General features: G+C 70.7%; 12 protein-coding genes. 3 read left to right on the top strand and 9 right to left on the bottom strand.

The annotated features are described in order from the left end of the window. Nucleotides 1-110 precede the first annotated feature (110 nt). On the bottom strand, nucleotides 111-1,091 hold the full coding sequence (locus K9S39_RS31210) for a peptidoglycan-binding domain-containing protein (RefSeq protein ID WP_248866680.1): 981 nt from the start codon (nucleotides 1,089-1,091) through the stop codon (nucleotides 111-113). A gap of 525 nt (nucleotides 1,092-1,616) precedes the next feature. Here K9S39_RS31210 and K9S39_RS31215 point away from each other — a divergent pair. Next, a complete protein-coding gene (locus K9S39_RS31215) occupies nucleotides 1,617-3,779 on the top strand; it encodes an MFS transporter (protein ID WP_283113135.1) in 2,163 nt (720 codons plus the stop codon). A 148-nt stretch (nucleotides 3,780-3,927) separates the two neighbouring features. Here K9S39_RS31215 and K9S39_RS31220 read toward each other — a convergent pair whose 3' ends face one another. From K9S39_RS31220 to K9S39_RS31235, 4 genes are all read right to left on the bottom strand, one after another. Further along, complete coding sequence (locus tag K9S39_RS31220) at nucleotides 3,928-4,455, bottom strand: GNAT family N-acetyltransferase (RefSeq protein ID WP_248866682.1); 528 nt, start codon at nucleotides 4,453-4,455, stop codon at nucleotides 3,928-3,930. A 146-nt stretch (nucleotides 4,456-4,601) separates the two neighbouring features. Continuing rightward, nucleotides 4,602-4,937 carry an antibiotic biosynthesis monooxygenase family protein gene (locus K9S39_RS31225; protein ID WP_248866683.1) on the bottom strand — a complete coding sequence of 112 codons (336 nt, stop codon included), beginning with the start codon at nucleotides 4,935-4,937 and terminating at the stop codon, nucleotides 4,602-4,604. 298 nt (nucleotides 4,938-5,235) lie between these two features. Further along, nucleotides 5,236-6,759 (bottom strand): glycine betaine/L-proline transporter ProP, encoded by a 1,524-nt coding sequence (gene proP / locus K9S39_RS31230; protein ID WP_406708174.1) that lies wholly within the window; start codon nucleotides 6,757-6,759, stop codon nucleotides 5,236-5,238. Nucleotides 6,760-7,279: 520 nt separating this feature from the next. Further along, nucleotides 7,280-8,512 carry a cytochrome P450 gene (locus K9S39_RS31235; RefSeq protein ID WP_248866685.1) on the bottom strand — a complete coding sequence of 411 codons (1,233 nt, stop codon included), beginning with the start codon at nucleotides 8,510-8,512 and terminating at the stop codon, nucleotides 7,280-7,282. Between the two features lie 384 nt (nucleotides 8,513-8,896). Between K9S39_RS31235 and K9S39_RS31240 the strand changes: the two genes are divergently transcribed. Together K9S39_RS31240 and K9S39_RS31245 are read left to right on the top strand one after the other, a co-directional pair. Then, entirely contained in the window at nucleotides 8,897-10,066 is a 1,170-nt protein-coding gene (locus K9S39_RS31240) for a steroid 3-ketoacyl-CoA thiolase (protein ID WP_248866686.1), read from the top strand. Nucleotides 10,067-10,203: 137 nt separating this feature from the next. Continuing rightward, a complete protein-coding gene (locus tag K9S39_RS31245) occupies nucleotides 10,204-11,499 on the top strand; it encodes a dienelactone hydrolase family protein (protein ID WP_248866687.1) in 1,296 nt (431 codons plus the stop codon). Between the two features lie 197 nt (nucleotides 11,500-11,696). Here K9S39_RS31245 and K9S39_RS31250 read toward each other — a convergent pair whose 3' ends face one another. The 4 genes from K9S39_RS31250 to K9S39_RS31265 are packed head-to-tail and all read right to left on the bottom strand — an operon-like array spanning nucleotide 11,697 to nucleotide 16,304. Further along, a complete protein-coding gene (locus tag K9S39_RS31250) occupies nucleotides 11,697-12,656 on the bottom strand; it encodes an ECF transporter S component (RefSeq protein ID WP_248866688.1) in 960 nt (319 codons plus the stop codon). Continuing rightward, nucleotides 12,653-14,275, bottom strand: a complete 1,623-nt coding sequence (locus K9S39_RS31255; RefSeq protein ID WP_248866689.1) for an ABC transporter ATP-binding protein — start codon at nucleotides 14,273-14,275, stop codon at nucleotides 12,653-12,655. The genes K9S39_RS31250 and K9S39_RS31255 overlap by 4 nt, the downstream gene beginning before the upstream one ends. Beyond that, nucleotides 14,272-15,546: an energy-coupling factor transporter transmembrane component T gene (locus K9S39_RS31260; RefSeq protein WP_248866690.1), complete on the bottom strand. Its 1,275-nt coding sequence runs from the start codon at nucleotides 15,544-15,546 to the stop codon at nucleotides 14,272-14,274. Before K9S39_RS31260 ends, K9S39_RS31255 begins: the two co-directional genes overlap by 4 nt. Continuing rightward, nucleotides 15,543-16,304: an SCO2322 family protein gene (locus tag K9S39_RS31265; protein ID WP_248869036.1), complete on the bottom strand. Its 762-nt coding sequence runs from the start codon at nucleotides 16,302-16,304 to the stop codon at nucleotides 15,543-15,545. The genes K9S39_RS31260 and K9S39_RS31265 overlap by 4 nt, the downstream gene beginning before the upstream one ends. Between the last annotated feature and the right edge of the window lie 58 nt (nucleotides 16,305-16,362).

The raw sequence follows: 16,362 nt of genomic DNA on the forward strand, positions 1-16,362 counted from the left end.
CGTGCCCCCGTCAGAGCGTCAGAGCACCGGCAGTGCCTCTTGCGGTGCCCCGGCCGTCGCCTCCGCCCGTGCGCCGCTCAACGCTCCCTCACGGCCCGCTCACGGCCCGCTCACGGCTCGCTGGTGTGCGACTCCAGGGACGCTCGTGTCGCCGCGCCATAGACGCCCTCCGGGTCCCCCTGCACCCCGTACACCCACTGATACCGCGCCACCGCAGCCCGTACGTCCGCGTCGAACCGGCCGTCCGCGTACCCCGGATAGAGCGCCAGCTGTTGCAGCCGGTTCTGCAGCTCCACGACCTCCGGGCCGCTGGACCCCTCACGCAGCACGACCGGCCCGGTGGGCGGGGCGCTGTCGCCTGGGTCGCCAGGGGAGTGCGTCACGCGTCCGACGGCGTGTGTGGGGGCGGGAAGGGGCGGCGCCAGGGGCCGGGACGGCCGCACCGTGGTCCCGGCGGGCCCGACGCCGCTCGCGGCCGACGACGGCGAGTGTGTAGCGGCGGGGGAGGGCGGCCCGCTCCGGCCCTCGTCGTCGGTCGGGATGGCCGCGGTGGGCCTACCGCGGTCGGGGAGCGCCGTGCGGTCCTGCTCCCTGCCGGACAGCACCTCACTGCTGATCAGCACCGCCGTGGCGGCCACCGCGGCCCCGGCGGCCGCCAGTACGGCCGGGAACGCACGCTTGCCGTGGGCGGGCGGCGGGGGAGGGGAGGAGCCGGGCGGGCTGGGCGGGATCGGCGTCGTGGAAGACGAGATCGCCCTGAAGGTCGCCCCCGAGCGGCGATATACCCGGTGCACGAGCGCCGCCGGGATGGGGGACGGGCCGGGGCACGCGGCGACGACCCTGCCCACGGCACGTCCGGCCGTACCGCCCTCGGCGCCGATCTCGGTATCTAACCAGGCCCCGCCGTCGACCCCGGCCCCCATCCCGACACCGGCCTCGGCAGCGGCCGCGACATCAACGGGGACCCCCGCCACGACCGAGCCGCCCGAGCCGGCACCCCTGTCCCAGCCGCCCTCGTTCCAGCCCCGGATCCCGTACTCGTCACGGCTCCCGCCCCGGTTCGGCAGCGACACATAGGGCCTGACGCGCAACGGATCAAAGTCCTCCGCTTCGGCCGCCGCACACAGACACATCGGCCGGCCGTCGCCACGTACGGGCGCTGAGCAGTGCGGGCACACTTCTGGCGTCACGGTGGTCGCCTCCCGGGTTGAGCCCTTGAGCCGGCAGCGATTATCCAGAGGCCGCCCCGGTCGGCACAGGCGCTCCCGGGCATCCAGCAGGCATCCGCCAGGTGTCTCCCGGGCAACCGCCGGAACGCGAGCGCACAAGCCGTACGAAGCGGCGACAGGTGCACACGACCGCCCTCAAGCCCGGACAACCACCACCCCGCCGGTGCGGCACCCCAACCCCGTGGAACGTCCTCTCAGCGGGCCATATCCGCCAGAACCGCCCACGATGGAAGAAGCCTGGACGACGGCCGGAACCGGCCACGTCCCGAAGCCGGCACAGCGGCCACGGGGAAGCCCGAAGCGACCAGTCCGGCACACCCGGGCCGACCGCGAGGAAGCCCGGAACACCCAAGCCGGACATGAGGAACCCCGAAGCAACGAACCCCGATGCAACCAATCCCGAACCCCCACCCCCCCCAAAAAAAGACCACCCCCAAACCCCCACCCACAAACCCCCAAGCCCAGAACAGACAAAGGGAGACGCACATGGCCCAGCACACCAGCGCTCCCACCGTCCCCGGCGAGCCCCGGTCTCCGCGGACCATCATGGTCGCCATCGGTGCGCTGTTGCTCGGCATGCTCGTCGCGGCGCTCGACCAGACCATCGTCGCCACCGCGCTGCCCACCATCGTCAGCGACCTCGGCGGCCTCGACCACCTCTCCTGGGTGGTCACCGCCTATCTGCTCGCCTCGACGGCCGCGACCCCGCTGTGGGGCAAACTCGGCGACCAGTACGGCCGCAAGAGGCTGTTCCAGACGGCCATCGTGATCTTCCTGATCGGCTCGGTGCTGTGCGGTATCGCTCAGAACATGGGGCAGCTCATCGCGTACCGGGCGATCCAGGGCCTGGGCGGTGGTGGCCTGATCGTGCTGTCGATGTCGATCGTGGGCGACATCGTCCCGCCCCGCGAACGCGGCAAGTACCAGGGCCTGTTCGGCGCCGTCTTCGGCGCTACGAGCGTCCTGGGGCCGCTGCTCGGCGGGCTGTTCGTCGACCACCTCAGCTGGCGCTGGGTCTTCTACATCAACGTCCCCGTCGGGGTGATCGCGCTCGCCGTCATCGCCGCCGTGCTGCACATCCCGGTCCACCGGACCCCCCACCGGATCGACTACCTGGGCACCGGCCTGATCGCCGGCGTCGCCGCGTGCTTCGTCCTGATGGCCTCGCTCGGCGGCGTCAGTTACCCCTGGGACTCCTGGCAGATCGTGGGGTTCGGTGTACTAGGCGTCGTCCTGCTCATCGCGTTCGTCCTCGTCGAACGCCGGGCCGCGGAGCCCGTACTGCCGCTGCGCCTGTTCACCCTCCGCACCTTCACCCTCACCGCGGTCATCGGCTTCGTCATCGGCTTCGCGATGTTCGGCTCGATGACCTACCTGCCGACCTTCCTCCAGGTCGTCCAGGGGGTCTCGCCGACCATGTCCGGTGTGCACATGCTGCCGATGGTGCTCGGCATGCTGCTCTCCTCCACCGGCTCCGGGCAGATCGTCAGCCGCACCGGCCGCTACAAGGTCTTCCCGATCGCCGGCACCGGCGTCACGGCCATCGGGCTGCTGCTCCTGCACCAGCTCGCCCCGGACAGCAGCGACGCCGCGATCAGCGCCTACTTCTTCGTCTTCGGCCTCGGGCTCGGTCTGGTCATGCAGGTCCTGGTGCTCATCGTGCAGAACGCGGTGGCCTACCAGGACCTGGGCGTCGCCACCTCCGGCGCCACGTTCTTCCGCTCCATCGGCGCCTCGTTCGGCGTCTCCATCTTCGGCACGATCTTCGCCAACAAGCTCGGACCCCGGATCGCGGACGCCCTCGCCGGGCAGCAACTGCCGCCCGGTGTCGACCCGTCGAGGATCGCCGAGGACCCGCGTACGGTCGCGCAGCTGCCCCCCGGCCAGGCGGCCGGCGTCCTCAACGCCTACTCGCTCTCCATCACCGATGTCTTCCTCTACGCCGTCCCCGTGGTCCTCGTGGCCTTCGTCCTGGCCTGGTTCCTCCGGGAGGAGCCGTTGCGCAGCAGCGTCACCGCCCCCGAAACCAGCGAGGTGGTCTCCACCAACCCGGTCGAGCGCTCGTCCCGCGACGAATGCGCCCGCGCGCTGTCCAAACTCGGCAGCCTGGAGGGCCGCAAGCACATCTACGAGAAGATCACCGCACGGGCCGGGCTCGATCTCAAACCGGCCGCCAGCTGGCTGGTGCTGCGCATGCACCGCTATGGCTCGGTGGAACCGGGACTGCTCGTCGAACGCAGCAAGGTGCCGCTCGGCGTGATCTCCGAGGGCGTACGGCAGATCGAGGAGCGCCATCTCGCCGTACGGGAAGGGCTGATGCTGCTGCTCACCGACCGCGGACGGGAGACGGCGGACCGGCTCTCGGCGGCCCGGCAGGAGTCGCTCGCGGAGATGCTGGGCGACTGGTGGACCAAGGACCGGCCCACCGATCTCACCGAACTCGTCCAGCAGTTGACGGCGGAACTCTGCGGCTCGGACGCGGAGGAACCCCAGAATGGCGACGCCCGGCCGCACCTGGGGACGCCCCGGCCGCCGGACCTCGCGAAGTGAGGCCCGAGCCGGGGCCTGGGCCCCGGCCCGTGCCAGAGGCCGAGCCGGGGCCCGTGCCCGGGACCGAGCCAGGGGCCGAGCTAAGGCCCGATCTGGGGAGCAGCGCTCAATCCCCGCTCATTCCAGCGGGAGCACCACTGCTCACCTCTCAACGGAGTCGCTGACGGAGCCGCTTCTCGAAGAAGATCTCCGTGTACGGGTCGTCGTGGTACGGAGCGATCTCGCCGAAACCGTGCCGTCGGTAGAGCGCGACGGCCTCCACCAGATCCCGCCGGGTGTCCAGCCGGACCCGCTCGGCGCCCATCCGGGCCGCGGCCGTGTCGGCGGCCGTGAGCAGCTCGTCCGCGCAGCCCAGGCCGCGCTTCGCGGGCCGTACGAACATCTGCTTCAGCTCCGCGGTCCGCGCGTCCAGCATGCGTACGCCCACGCAGCCGGCCGCGATGCCGCCGTCCCGGGCGACCAGCAGCAGGCCGTTCGGCGGCCGCAGATCGCCGCTCGGATACTCCGTCACCCCCTCGTCGATCTCCGCGGCCGTCGAGCGACGCCCCTCATGCAGCGCGAAGTACCGGTCGGCGACCTCGGTGTAGTACTCGCGGAGCAGGGTCCTCGCGTCCGGTGAGTCGACCGGCTCGGCGCGGACGGCCCAGGGGAGACGAAGGGTGGCGGCGTCGCTCATGGCGTCATTCTGGCCGCGGGGGCGGGACGGAACGCAACGGATTTGAGCGACACCACCGGTCGGGATCGAGCGCCGCCACCAGTTGGGATGCGAGTGACGTCACCGGTCGGGATGTGCGCGACGCCACCGGTCGTCACAAGCGGTGCTCAGGCCCCCTTGGGGCCCGCCTGCTGCACCACCTCGAAGGACCACAGCGTGGACCCGGACGCGGCGGGCTTGGGCCGCTCGCCGCCCTCGCCACCCGGGGCGCCGCCCTGGTGTGCGGCCTTCATCGGGCCCTCCATCCACGCCTGGAAGGACTCCTCGTCCCGCCAACGGGTGTAGACGAGGTACTGGTCGGTGCCCTCCACCGGCCGCAGCAGCTCGAACCACTCGAAACCGTCCGAGGAGTCCACCGTGCCGGCGCGGGACGCGAAGCGCTTTTCGAGGGTCTCGCGCTGTTCGGCGGGGACGGTCAGAACGTTGATCTTCACGATGCTCATGCCGACCATCGTGCCGCATGGTGCAAAAGGGGTGTGGACCAGGGCTGGGACGCCCTGGTGCCTCACCCGGGCAGCCGCAGCCCCTATGGCGCACTGTGGGCGGGGCGCCCAGCGGTCACCCCCCCGGGCGCGTCACCGTGCCGTGCCGGCGCAGCCGGACCATCGCCACGGCCGCGACCCCCGCCACCGCGAACAGCCCGCCGGTCGCGAGAATCCGGGCCGGTATTCCGCCCACCCTCAGGAGCGAGTACCGATAAGTCGGGGCGGAGAAGCGAGCGGAGGACCGGCCGAACCGACCTCAGGCAGTGGCCGTGGCGCCGCCCCGAGCCGCACCGCGCACCATCTCCCGGGCCTCGGCCTCCGTCTCCACCGCAGGCGGCGACCCGGGCAGCGGCTTCCGCGCGCTCTCCGGTATCAGCAGTACGGCGATCCCCCCGACGACGGCCGCCGCCATCATGTAGTACGCGGGCGTCATCCGGTCACCGGTGGCGCCGATAAGGGCCGTCACCACCAGCGGAGTCGTACCGCCGAAGAGCGAAACCGAGATATTGAAGCCGATCGACAGCGAGCCGTAGCGCACCTTCGTCGGGAAGAGCGCGGGCAGCGTCGACGGCATGGACGATGTGAAGCACACCAGCAGCAGCCCCAGCGCGCCCATGCCCAGCGCGATGGCGATCAGCGATCCCTGCCGGATCAGCAGCAGCGCGGGCACGGACAGAACCAGGAAGCCCACACACCCCGCAGCGATAACGGGCCGGCGTCCGAACCGGTCGCTGAGCCGCCCCGCGAACGGCTGGACGCACATCATCAGGACCATCACCGCGAGCACGACCCTCAGCGAGTGCGCCTCGTCGTACTTCAGTTCCGAGGTCAGATAGCTCGGCATGTACGACAGCAGCATGTAGTCGGTGACGTTGAAGACCAGCACGAGCCCGACGCACAGCAGCATGGCCCGCCACTGGCCGAAGACCATCTCGCCCAGACCGATCCGCTTCTCGGCCTCGCGGCGCGCTTTCTCCTTCGCCCGCGCCTCCTTCTCCAACTGCGTGAACGCCGGCGTCTCTTCGAGCCGCATGCGCAGATAGAGACCGATGATGCCCATCGGTCCCGCGATCAGGAACGGAAGGCGCCAGCCCCAGGAGTGGAGATCGTCCGTCGTGAGCAGCGCGGTCATCACAGCGACCAGTCCGGCACCGCCCACATAACCGGCCAGTGTGCCGAACTCCAGCCAGCTGCCGAGGAATCCACGCCTTTTGTCAGGCGCGTACTCGGCGATGAAGGTGGACGCCCCGCCGTATTCCCCGCCGGTGGAGAAGCCCTGCACGAGCCGGGCGACGAGCAGCAGAATCGGCGCCCAGACACCGATGGCGGCGTAGGACGGGATCAGGCCGATCGCGAAAGTCCCCGCCGCCATCATGATCATGGTGATCGCCAGGACCTTCTGCCGGCCGATCCGGTCACCGAGCGGCCCGAAGACCATTCCGCCGATGGGCCGTACGAGAAATGCCGCGGCAAACGCCCCGAACGTCGACAGCAACTGCGCGGTCGGATTCCCGGACGGGAAGAAAACATGCCCGAGAGTGACCGCGAGGTAGCTGTAGACGCCGAAGTCGAACCACTCCATCGCATTGCCGAGCGCGGCCGCCGACACCGCACGCTTGACCATCGCCGGATCGACGACGGTCACCTCACCGGCTCCGCCGACCTCGCGGGCCTCAGGAGCCCCATCGGCCGTCCGCTTCTCCAGATCGGCCGGGTCGGATGCTGCGGGGGACTGCGTCGGCACGTGCTCGCTCGCCTGCGCTCTCTTGGACGACTGCATGACATCGCCCGCCGACGCCAGGACGGACACGGGGGCAAAGGTTGACCATAGGGGCAGAACGGATCATCACGGACAGTACGCAGGTGATCGCGCAGGCAGCCCCATACCTGCTCCCAGCAGCGAAAACGCCCCCTGAGGGGGCGTTGCGCAGGACTTCGGCATGTGATCCATCTCGCGGCGATCAACCGCAACCGTCGCGCCCTGTGACGCACCGCACGCAGGAAGACGGCGCGGCGGCACACCCCGCCGCCGCGCCGATGGATCGTCGCGTTCCTCAAGGATCCGGCATCCCGGCATGTCCCGCCACTCGGGGCTTGGTGCATTTGTGCCTGCGAGTGCAACGGGGTGGCTACTCGGGCTACGGGTGGAATTCAGCGTGCCGCGGGTGGAATTCAACGTCCGCGATGTTGCGTGAGTTGGGTGAAGCGCAGGGCAGGCAGGCTCACCGCACGGTATTCACGCCTCGTAGAACGGTGCCTCCCCCCGGCTCGATCTCGAAGTCGGGGGCAGGGGAGACCGCTCAACCGTACCGAACCGGGAGCTCCTTGACACCGTTGAGCCAGGCGGAGCGGAGCCGGCGCGGGTCACCCGCCAGGGAAATTCCGGGCATGGCATCCGCAATGGCGTTGAAGATCAGGTTGATTTCCAGAACCGCAAGGGATTTGCCGAGACAGAAGTGCGGTCCGCCGCCACCGAACCCCAGATGGGGATTGGGGTCGCGGGTGATGTCGAAGACCTCGGGGCGGTCGAAGACGTCGGGGTCGTTGTTGGCCGAGGAGTAGAAGATCCCGACGCGCTGCCCCTGCTTGATCTTCGCGCCGCCCAGCTCGGTGTCCTGGGTGGCGGTGCGCTGGAACGAGATCACCGGCGTGGCCCACCGCACTATCTCCTCGGCCGCCGTCTCGGGGCGTTCGCTCTTGTAGAGCTCCCACTGCTCGGGATGTGTCAGAAACGCATGCATTCCATGCGTGATGGCGTTACGCGTCGTCTCGTTTCCGGCCACCGCCAACAACAGTACAAAGAAACCGAATTCGTCGGAGCCGAGATTTCCCTCGTCCTCCGCCGCCACCAACTGGCTCACGATGTCCTTGGCCGGGCACTGCTTTCGCGCTGCCGCGAGATTCATCGCATACGAGATCAGCTCCATGGCCGCATTGGCGCCGACCTCCTCGGTGATGGCCAGTTCGGGATCGTCGTACGCGACCATCTTGTTCGACCAGTCGAATATGCGGGCCCGGTCGTCCTGAGGGATGCCGATGAGCTCGGCGATCGCCTGGAGGGGCAGCTCGCAGGCGATGTCCGTGACGAAATCGCCGGAGTCCCTCTGCCGCACCCCGGCGACGATCCGCGCCGCCCGGTGGCGCAGTGCGTCCTCCAGCGCCCGGATGGCGCGCGGGGTGAAACCGCGCTGCACGATCTGGCGGACCCGGGTGTGCTCCGGCGGGTCCATGTTCAGCATGATCAGTTTCTGTGCGTCGATCTGGTCGCGGGTCATGGACGCGTGGAAGCGGATGATCGAGGTGTTGAGGTTCGCGGAGAAGACGTCCGGCTTGGTGGACACCTCCTTGACGTCCTCATGGCGGGTGACGGCCCAGTAGCCGTCGTCGTCGAAGCCGGCGACGCCGTGCGGCTGGGCGTTCCACCAGACGGGCGCGGTCTGTCGCAGCTGCGCGAACTCCGGGAGCGGGACGCGGGTTTGATAGACGTCGGGGTCGGTGAAGTCGAACCCTTCGGGCAACGCGGGGCATGGCATCGGCGACTCCCGGTCCGATCCGGTCGGACAGTCGGCGGCGGTGTGCGATCAGGCCGCCCAACTGATACTGACGGCGCATCAGTTCTCAATGGCCGCGGTGAAGGTAGTAACGAGTTCTATAAGTGGCAAGGGTCATGGCGGCACTTGTTGCGGGCGAGGGAGGTGCCGTGCCGCCACGATCTCTGTCGCTGGCCGAACTCCGGTTACACGATGGGGGGCTGACGTCCAGCCAAGTTGCAGACGTATGCCGGACAAGGGTGCTGCACGCCTCTTGCGCCCCCAGGGCGCGGCTCATCAGACTGTTTCGATAACTAGAACGCGTACTAGTTCTTCTTTCCGTGGGCGCCGGGACGCCCACGGTCGCGAGGAGAGGACGAGTCAGGCATGGCCGCGGAACCCGTCATCGTCGAAGCCGTACGCACCCCCATCGGCAAGCGCGGAGGCGCGCTCGCCAACCTTCACCCCGCCTACCTCCTGGGCGAAACGTACCGCGAACTCCTCGCCCGTACGGGCATCCAGCCCGACTGTGTGGAACAGATCGTCGGCGGCACCGTCACCCATGCCGGCGAACAGTCCATGAACCCCGCACGCAACGCCTGGCTCACCATGGGCCTCCCCTACGAGACCGCGGCGACCACCGTGGACTGCCAGTGCGGATCCTCCCAGCAGGCCAACCACATGGTCGCCAACCTGATCGCGGCCGGCGTCATCGACATCGGCATCGGCTGCGGCGTCGAGGCGATGTCCCGGGTGCCGCTGGGCAGCGGCTCCAAGCACGGCCCCGGCAAGCCCTGGCCCGACGAGTGGAACGTCGACCTCCCCAACCAGTTCGAGGCAGCCGAGCGCATCGCCCGCAACCGGGGCCTGACCCGCGAGAACGTCGACTCGCTCGGCCTGATCTCCCAGGAGCGGGCAGCCGCCGCCTGGGCCGAGGAACGCTTCAAACGGGAGACGTTCGCCGTACAGGTCCCCACCACCGAGGAAGAACAGGCCGCCGGCCAGGGCATGTGGCGGCTGGTCGACCGTGACGAGGGGCTGCGCGACACCTCCATGGAGGCACTCGGCGGCCTCAAACCCATCATGCCGACCGCCGTCCACACCGCGGGCAACTCCTCACAGATCTCCGACGGCGCCAGCGCACTGATGTGGGCCTCCAAACGGATGGCGCGCGCTCTCAAACTCAAGCCGAGGGCCCGCATCGTCGCCCAGGCGCTGGTCGGCGCCGATCCGCACTTCCACCTGGACGGACCGATCGACGCGACCCGCGCCGTGCTGGGCAAGGCCGGTATGTCCTTGAAGGACATCGACCTCGTCGAAATCAACGAAGCCTTCGCCTCCGTCGTCCTCTCCTGGGCGCAGGTCTTCGTACAGGACCTGGAGAAGGTGAATGTGAACGGCGGCGCCATCGCCCTGGGGCACCCGGTCGGAGCCACCGGGGGCCGTCTGATCGCCACCGCACTGCATGAACTTGAGTGCAGGGACAAGGAGTTCGCCCTGATCACGATGTGCGCGGGCGGGGCACTGGCAACGGGCACCATCATCCAGCGGCTGTAGCGCGGACGTGGGGGGAGGTCCCTAGAGGGGGCGCCGCTTTCTCTGCATTTCTCCAACCTGAGGATGAGGAAAACCATGGCAAAGTTGGGTGGAAACCCTCATGTCGCATCGCGCAAGATCCACGTAGCGTCGACGACATGACCAGAACTCAGCGGGTCAAGACCGCATCGGGGAGTAACCGACGCTCATTACGTGCCTTGGCCGCCGGCACCGCCATCCTGCTCGCGGCCCTTGCACCGGCCCCGGCGCTGGCCGCCGACCAGCACACCATCGCGAGCACGAACGCGGCAACCGCCGACACCGCGCGGACCGAGCACGGGCGGGGCGCTCTGCTCTCCATCACTCCCCTCGGCAGACAGAGCCGTGCCGAGGTCATCGCCCAGGCCAAGAAGACGGGCCTGGAGGCCGATACCGCCCGGCACGGCGTCGCGGCCTACCGCCTCACCTACCGCACCCTCACCCCCGACGGCCACCCCACAACCGCATCGGGCCTGCTGGCACTTCCCATGAGCAAGAGCCACCACCTGCCACCCGTCGTGCACACCCACGGCACCCTCGCCTCCCGCGCGAATGCGCCCTCGGTCGCGGAACGCCTCGACCGGTCCGTCTCGACGCTGTACGCCTCCGCCGGACGTGCCGCCATCGCCCCCGACTACCTCGGCCTGGGCACCGGCCCCGGCCATCACCCCTACATGGACGCCCGCTCCGAGGCATCCGCTTCGCTGGACATGCTCCGCGCCGCCCGCTCCGCGGCCCCGAAGCTCGGCGCCGCCCTCGACCGCAAGGTCTCCGTCACCGGCTTCTCGCAGGGCGGGCATGCCGCCATGGCGCTCGCCCGTGAGCTGGATCGTGGCGCCGATCCCCGTTTCCGGCTCGGCATGCTCGCGCCCGTAGCGGGCCCGTTCGACCTCGACGGCAGTGAGCTCTCCGGCATGTTCGACGGCAGGGTGGACCCCCAATCCGCCGTCTTTTACCTCTCGTACTTCCTGACCGCCCAAAACCGCCTCCAGCTCCACCCGCTCTACAACCACCCGAGCGAGGTGTTCCGCGCCCCCTACTCCGATCGCGTGGAAGACCTCTTCGATGGCACTCACTCGGAAGACATGGTCAGCAAGCTGCCCAAGCGACTGGAAGACCTGCTGACCGACGCCTGGTACAAGAAACTCCAGCACCCCTCCGGCGCCCTGCTGGAGGCACTCCGCGTCAATGACCGCACCTGCGACTGGACCCCGCGCCGAGGTCTGCCGATCACCCTCTACACCGCCGCCGGCGACCGGGACGTCCCCATAGCCAACGCCCGGAGCTGCGCCCGGGAGCTGGCGGACCATGGCGCCGACCCCAAGATCGTCGACCAGGGAGCCGACGCCGACCACCACACCTCATTCCTCCGCTCGGCACCCTCCATAGCCCGCACCCTCCCGGTCGCCGACTGAGCGGGTCTGACAGCGCAGCCATGGGCGGGCCGATCCGTCGGGGGCATGAAGCCCAGGGGGCGGCGCCTGCAAGCCCGGGGCCCGCCCCGGACGGGCACGGTCATGAGGCCAGGACGCGTCCGCAGTCCAGAGACGCACGGCGAGTTCGACGCGCGGCGAGCGCACGGTGCCCGCCCACAGTGATCCGGAGACGCGCCCTATGGCCGCTTCTGGGCCCGGTGTTCAGGGGTGGAGGAGGCGGGAGCACTGGAGGAGGAGGCGGGGGTGGGGGAGAGGGAGAGGGAGGGGGAGGGGTCGAAGGAGACAGGGGCCGCGAAGGCGGCCCGGCGCGTGGCGCGGCGTAGGGCCTTGAGGATGGTGCCGCCCAGGGTGAAGGTGAGGATCACGGTGACGACGGCTCGGGGGAGGTCCCAACCGAGGGAGGTGGCGAGGCAGTAGGCGATATAGCGTGCGAGGTTTTCGTTGAGCGGGTCGCCGGGGACGAAGGAGACGCCCGACGCCATACCGGCGATGTAGGGCCAGCCCTGGAGGTTCATGATGAGTCCGTAGACGACGGCCGCGACGGCTCCGTAGACGGCGAGCAGGGCCAGTTCGCGGCGGCCGCGCAGCCGGTCGGGGCCCGGGAGCAGGCCCGCCCCCATCGACACCCAGCCCATCGTCAGCATCTGGAACGGCATCCAGGGTCCGACCCCGCCGGTCAGCAGCGCCGAGGCGAACATCGCCACGGACCCCAGGACAAAGCCGAAGCCGGGCCCCAGCACCCGGCCCGCCAGCACCATCAGGAAGAACATCGGCTCGATCCCGGCGGTGCCCGCGCCGAGCGGGCGCATGGCGGCGCCCGCCGCGGCGAGTACGCCGAGCATGGCGATGGCCTTCGCGTCCAGGCCGGTGTCCGCGATCGTCGCCACGACCACGGCAAGCAGCAGCGGCAGCAGAGCGGCGAAGAGCCACGGCGCGTCTTTGGAGTGCGCCAGCCCGGAGGCGGAGTCGGCGAGTAGCGGCCAGCCGAACGCCATGACGCCGATGGCCGAGACGAGCGCCAGAGCGGCGATGGAGCGCGGCCCGAGCCGTACGGCGCGAAGAGAGGAGGGGGGAGAAGAGGAAGGAGGGGAGGGGCGGGGCGACAGGGGATCGGTGTCCGGACGGTGCAGCGTCATGCCGTCGGCTCCAGGGCGCGGGCGACCTGGGGGACGGTCAGCCAGGGCAGCGGGGCGAGGACCTTGGCGACCTGGGGCGCGAAGGAGGGGGAGGAGACGACGACCTCGTTGGTGGGCCCGTCGGCGACGATCTCGCCGTCCGCGAGGATGACGACGCGATGGGCCAGTTCGGCGGCCAGTTCCACATCGTGCGTGGCCAGGATGATGGCGTGGCCGTCGGCGGCCAGCCCCCGCAGCACCTCGATCAGGCGGGCCTTGGCGGCGTAGTCGAGGCCGCGGGTGGGCTCGTCGAGAAGGAGCAGCGGCGGACAGGCGGTCAGGACGACCGCCAGGGCGAGGGCGAGGCGTTGGCCCTCGGACAGATCGCGGGGGTGGACGGAGTCCGGGACATCGGGCAGCAGCCGTGTGACGAGTTCGCGGCAGCTCCCGGCGGGGGCGTCCGCGTCGTGGTCGGCGGCGGTGCATTCGGCCGCGACGGTGTCCGCGTAGAGGAGGTCGCGGGGTTCCTGGGGGACGAGGCCCACGTGCCGCAGGAGGGTGCGGGGGCTGGTGCGGTGCGGGGTGACGTCGCCGACGCGTACCGCCCCGGAGGACGGCGTGTGCATGCCGACGAGGGTGGTGAGGAGGGTGGACTTGCCCGCCCCGTTGCGGCCCATCAGCGCGAGGGTCTCGCCCGGGCGGACGGTGAGGTTCACCCCGTGGAGAGCCTCGGTGAGGCCCCGGCGGACGCCGAGCCCCGACACCGCCGCACAGGGCGAATCGGCAGGGGCCAAGGCACCGTTGACCGGCGAGGCGGGGGCGAGTCCCCGCAGGCGGGTGCGGAGCGGCGCGGCCTTGCGGCGCGCGTCGCGTACGGAGAGGGGGAGGGGAGACCATCGGGCGAGCCGACCGAGGGCGACGACCGGCGGGTGCACCGGGGAGACGGCCATGATCTCGGCGGGGTCGCCCATGAGCGGGGCCGCACCGGGAGACGGCAGCAGAAGCACCTGGTCCGCGTACTGGACCACCCGCTCCAGCCGGTGTTCGGCCATCAGGACCGTCGTCCCGAGGTCGTGCACCAGCCGCTGCAGCACCGCCAGCACCTCCTCGGCGGCGGCCGGGTCCAGCGCCGACGTCGGCTCGTCCAGGACCAGTACCTTGGGGTGTGTGGTGAGGACCGAGCCGATCGCCACCCGCTGCATCTGGCCGCCGGAGAGCGTGGTGATGGCGCGGTCGCGCAGGTCGGCCAGGCCCAGCAGATCCAGGGTCTCCTCGACGCGGCGGCGCATCACGTCCGGGGCGAGGCCCAGCGACTCCATCCCGTAGGCGAGTTCGTCCTCGACGGTGTCGGTGACGAAGTGGGCCAGCGGGTCCTGGCCGACGGTGCCGACGACATCGACCAGTTCGCGCGGCTTGTGGGTGCGGGTGTCGCGGCCGTCGACGGTGACCCGGCCGTGCAGGGTGCCCCCGGTGAAATGCGGTACGAGCCCGCAGACGGCGTTGAGGACGGTCGACTTGCCGACGCCGGACGGGCCGACGAGGAGACACAACTCCCCTTCGGGAACGGTCAGGTCGATGCCCTGTACGGCGGGCGTCGGTGCGTCCCCGTAGGTGACCGAGACCTGCTCGAACCGGATCACGGGTGGGGCTCCTTCTTGGACGGATCTACGGACGAGGGGCGGGGAGACGAGGGCGTCGGCGGATGGTCGAGGGGAGTGACGGGACGGGCGGGACCGGACGGGCGACGGTTACGGCTGGGGCGCGCCCCGCCTGCCTCGCCCGGCGGGCGCGGCGCGATGAACCCCGGCAACAGGCCCAGGAGGACGCAGGCGGCCGGCCAGATCGGGAGGACCGGGGTGGTGAGAGGAACCGCGGGCGGGTGCAGGGCCACGGCCGCGTAGTCGTTCGCCCAGATCATCAGGGCGGCGACGGTGACGCCGGAAGCGGAGACCAGCCAGGCACGCACACCCCACCGTTCGGGCCGGTAACGGGTGCGTACGGAGCGGCGGCCGCCGAGCCACAACCCGGCCAGCGCTGCCCCCAGCCCGGCGAGCAGCAGCGGCAGCCCGTAGCCGCCTCCGGCGTCGCCCAGCAGCCCGTACGTCCCGGCGCAGACGCCGAGCAGCCCGCCGAGGGTGAGCACGGAGGTGGTGTGCCGTACGGCACGCGGCACTTGGGCGGTTCGGCCGTAGCCGCGCGTGTCCATCGCCGCCGCCAGCGCGACCGAACGTTCCAGCGCGCCCTCCAGCACCGGCAGTCCCACCTGGAGGAGTGCCCTGAACCCACGGTCGGGGCGGCCGCGCAATCGCCGGGCGGCGCGCAGCCGCTGTACGTCGGCGACCAGGTTCGGTGCGAAGGTCATGGCGACGACGACTGCCACGCCCGCCTCGTAGAGCGCGCCGGGCAGTGACTTCAGCAACCGGGCGGGGTTGGCGAGTGCGTTGGCGGAACCGACGCAGATGAGCAGGGTGGCCAGTTTCAGACCGTCGTAGAGCGCGAAGACCATGCCCTCCGCGGTGACCCGGCCGCCGATCCGGACACCCTTCGCCCACTCGGGAACCGGGACTTCGGGGAGGGTGAGGAGCGTGTGCGTACCGGGAATCGGCGAGCCGAGGAGGAACGCGAAGACGAGGCGGATGGCGATCACGACCAGTCCGAGCTTGACGAACGCGCCGTACGAGCGGGCCCATGGGGCGTCCGTACGGCGAGCCGCGACGACATAACCGGCGACGCCGATCAGCAGCCCCAGCAGCAGCGGATTGGTGGTACGGGAGGCCGCGGTCGCCAGCCCGAGAGCCCACAGCCACCAGGCGCCGGCGTGCAGTGCGTTGCTGCGGGTTGTCTGCAGGGCGCGTGGGGCCAGCTGGGCGCGCGGGGACCGTGGGGCGCGCGGGGTGTGGGGGGCGCTCATCCGCGTCGGCGGCGTGCCTGCCACACGGCGGCCGCGCCCAGCACGACAACGGCCGCGATGCCGCCGAACACCCCGGCGGACGGGCCGCCATCGGCTCCGTCGGCCCGGTCATCGGAGCCGCCGTCGCCCCTGGCCTCGGCCGTCGGCTTCCCGGAGCGCGGCGACGCGTCCGACGACGAGGACGCGCCCCCGGTCCCGCTCACCTCATCCGCACACCCCGCCTTCGGATAGCCCGCGATACCGCACAGCAGCGCGTTGGAGCCGTAGCGCAGCGGGCGGGCGACCTGGGCCAGCGCTTCGCCCGCCGATGCGTCCTCGGGCACCTGGGCACATGCCGTCCGGGCCTTCGGCGGAGTCTCGCCGCCGGGAGCGTCCGCCGCGGTGCCGAAGTCGATGACGACGCCGAGCCGCTTGGTGCCGTCCGTGGCGGGCGTGTCATGGCAGATCGCGTCGAAGTCGGCGGTGGCGCGCGGTCTGCCGTCCGACGCGGAGTCCGCGCTGACGGCGAACCGGAAGCCCTCGACGGTGCCGTCGGCCGGACGCAGCGTGCCCGGCCCCTCGGCGGCGTACGCCCAGGAGCCGGCGCCCTTACCGCCACCGCTGTCGCCGCTCTTACCGGTCCAGAAGGACCAGTAACGGTACTTCTGCGCCTGGGCCCGGTCCGGTGCCTGGGCTTGTGCCTGGGCTTGGTTCGGTGCTTGTGCCTCTGCCCGGGCGGGCGCGGCGGCCGGACCCGTGACCGTACCGACGACGACCATGCCGACCAACAGCAGTGCGCCAATGATCCGGCCGCCCCGCCCAGGCCTCTGCGCCGGT

Source organism: Streptomyces halobius (assembly GCF_023277745.1).
GTDB lineage: Bacteria > Actinomycetota > Actinomycetes > Streptomycetales > Streptomycetaceae > Streptomyces > Streptomyces halobius.

Coding starts and splice junctions, on each gene's coding strand:
- K9S39_RS31215 (WP_283113135.1), top strand. CDS start 1,617: ATGCAACCAATCCCGAACCCCCACCCCCCCCAAAAAAAGACCACCCCC.
- K9S39_RS31220 (WP_248866682.1), bottom strand. CDS start 4,455: ATGAGCGACGCCGCCACCCTTCGTCTCCCCTGGGCCGTCCGCGCCGAG.
- K9S39_RS31225 (WP_248866683.1), bottom strand. CDS start 4,937: ATGAGCATCGTGAAGATCAACGTTCTGACCGTCCCCGCCGAACAGCGC.
- proP (WP_406708174.1), bottom strand. CDS start 6,759: ATGCAGTCGTCCAAGAGAGCGCAGGCGAGCGAGCACGTGCCGACGCAG.
- K9S39_RS31235 (WP_248866685.1), bottom strand. CDS start 8,512: ATGCCATGCCCCGCGTTGCCCGAAGGGTTCGACTTCACCGACCCCGAC.
- K9S39_RS31240 (WP_248866686.1), top strand. CDS start 8,897: ATGGCCGCGGAACCCGTCATCGTCGAAGCCGTACGCACCCCCATCGGC.
- K9S39_RS31245 (WP_248866687.1), top strand. CDS start 10,204: ATGACCAGAACTCAGCGGGTCAAGACCGCATCGGGGAGTAACCGACGC.
- K9S39_RS31250 (WP_248866688.1), bottom strand. CDS start 12,656: ATGACGCTGCACCGTCCGGACACCGATCCCCTGTCGCCCCGCCCCTCC.
- K9S39_RS31260 (WP_248866690.1), bottom strand. CDS start 15,546: ATGAGCGCCCCCCACACCCCGCGCGCCCCACGGTCCCCGCGCGCCCAG.
- K9S39_RS31265 (WP_248869036.1), bottom strand. CDS start 16,304: ATGGTCGTCGTCGGTACGGTCACGGGTCCGGCCGCCGCGCCCGCCCGG.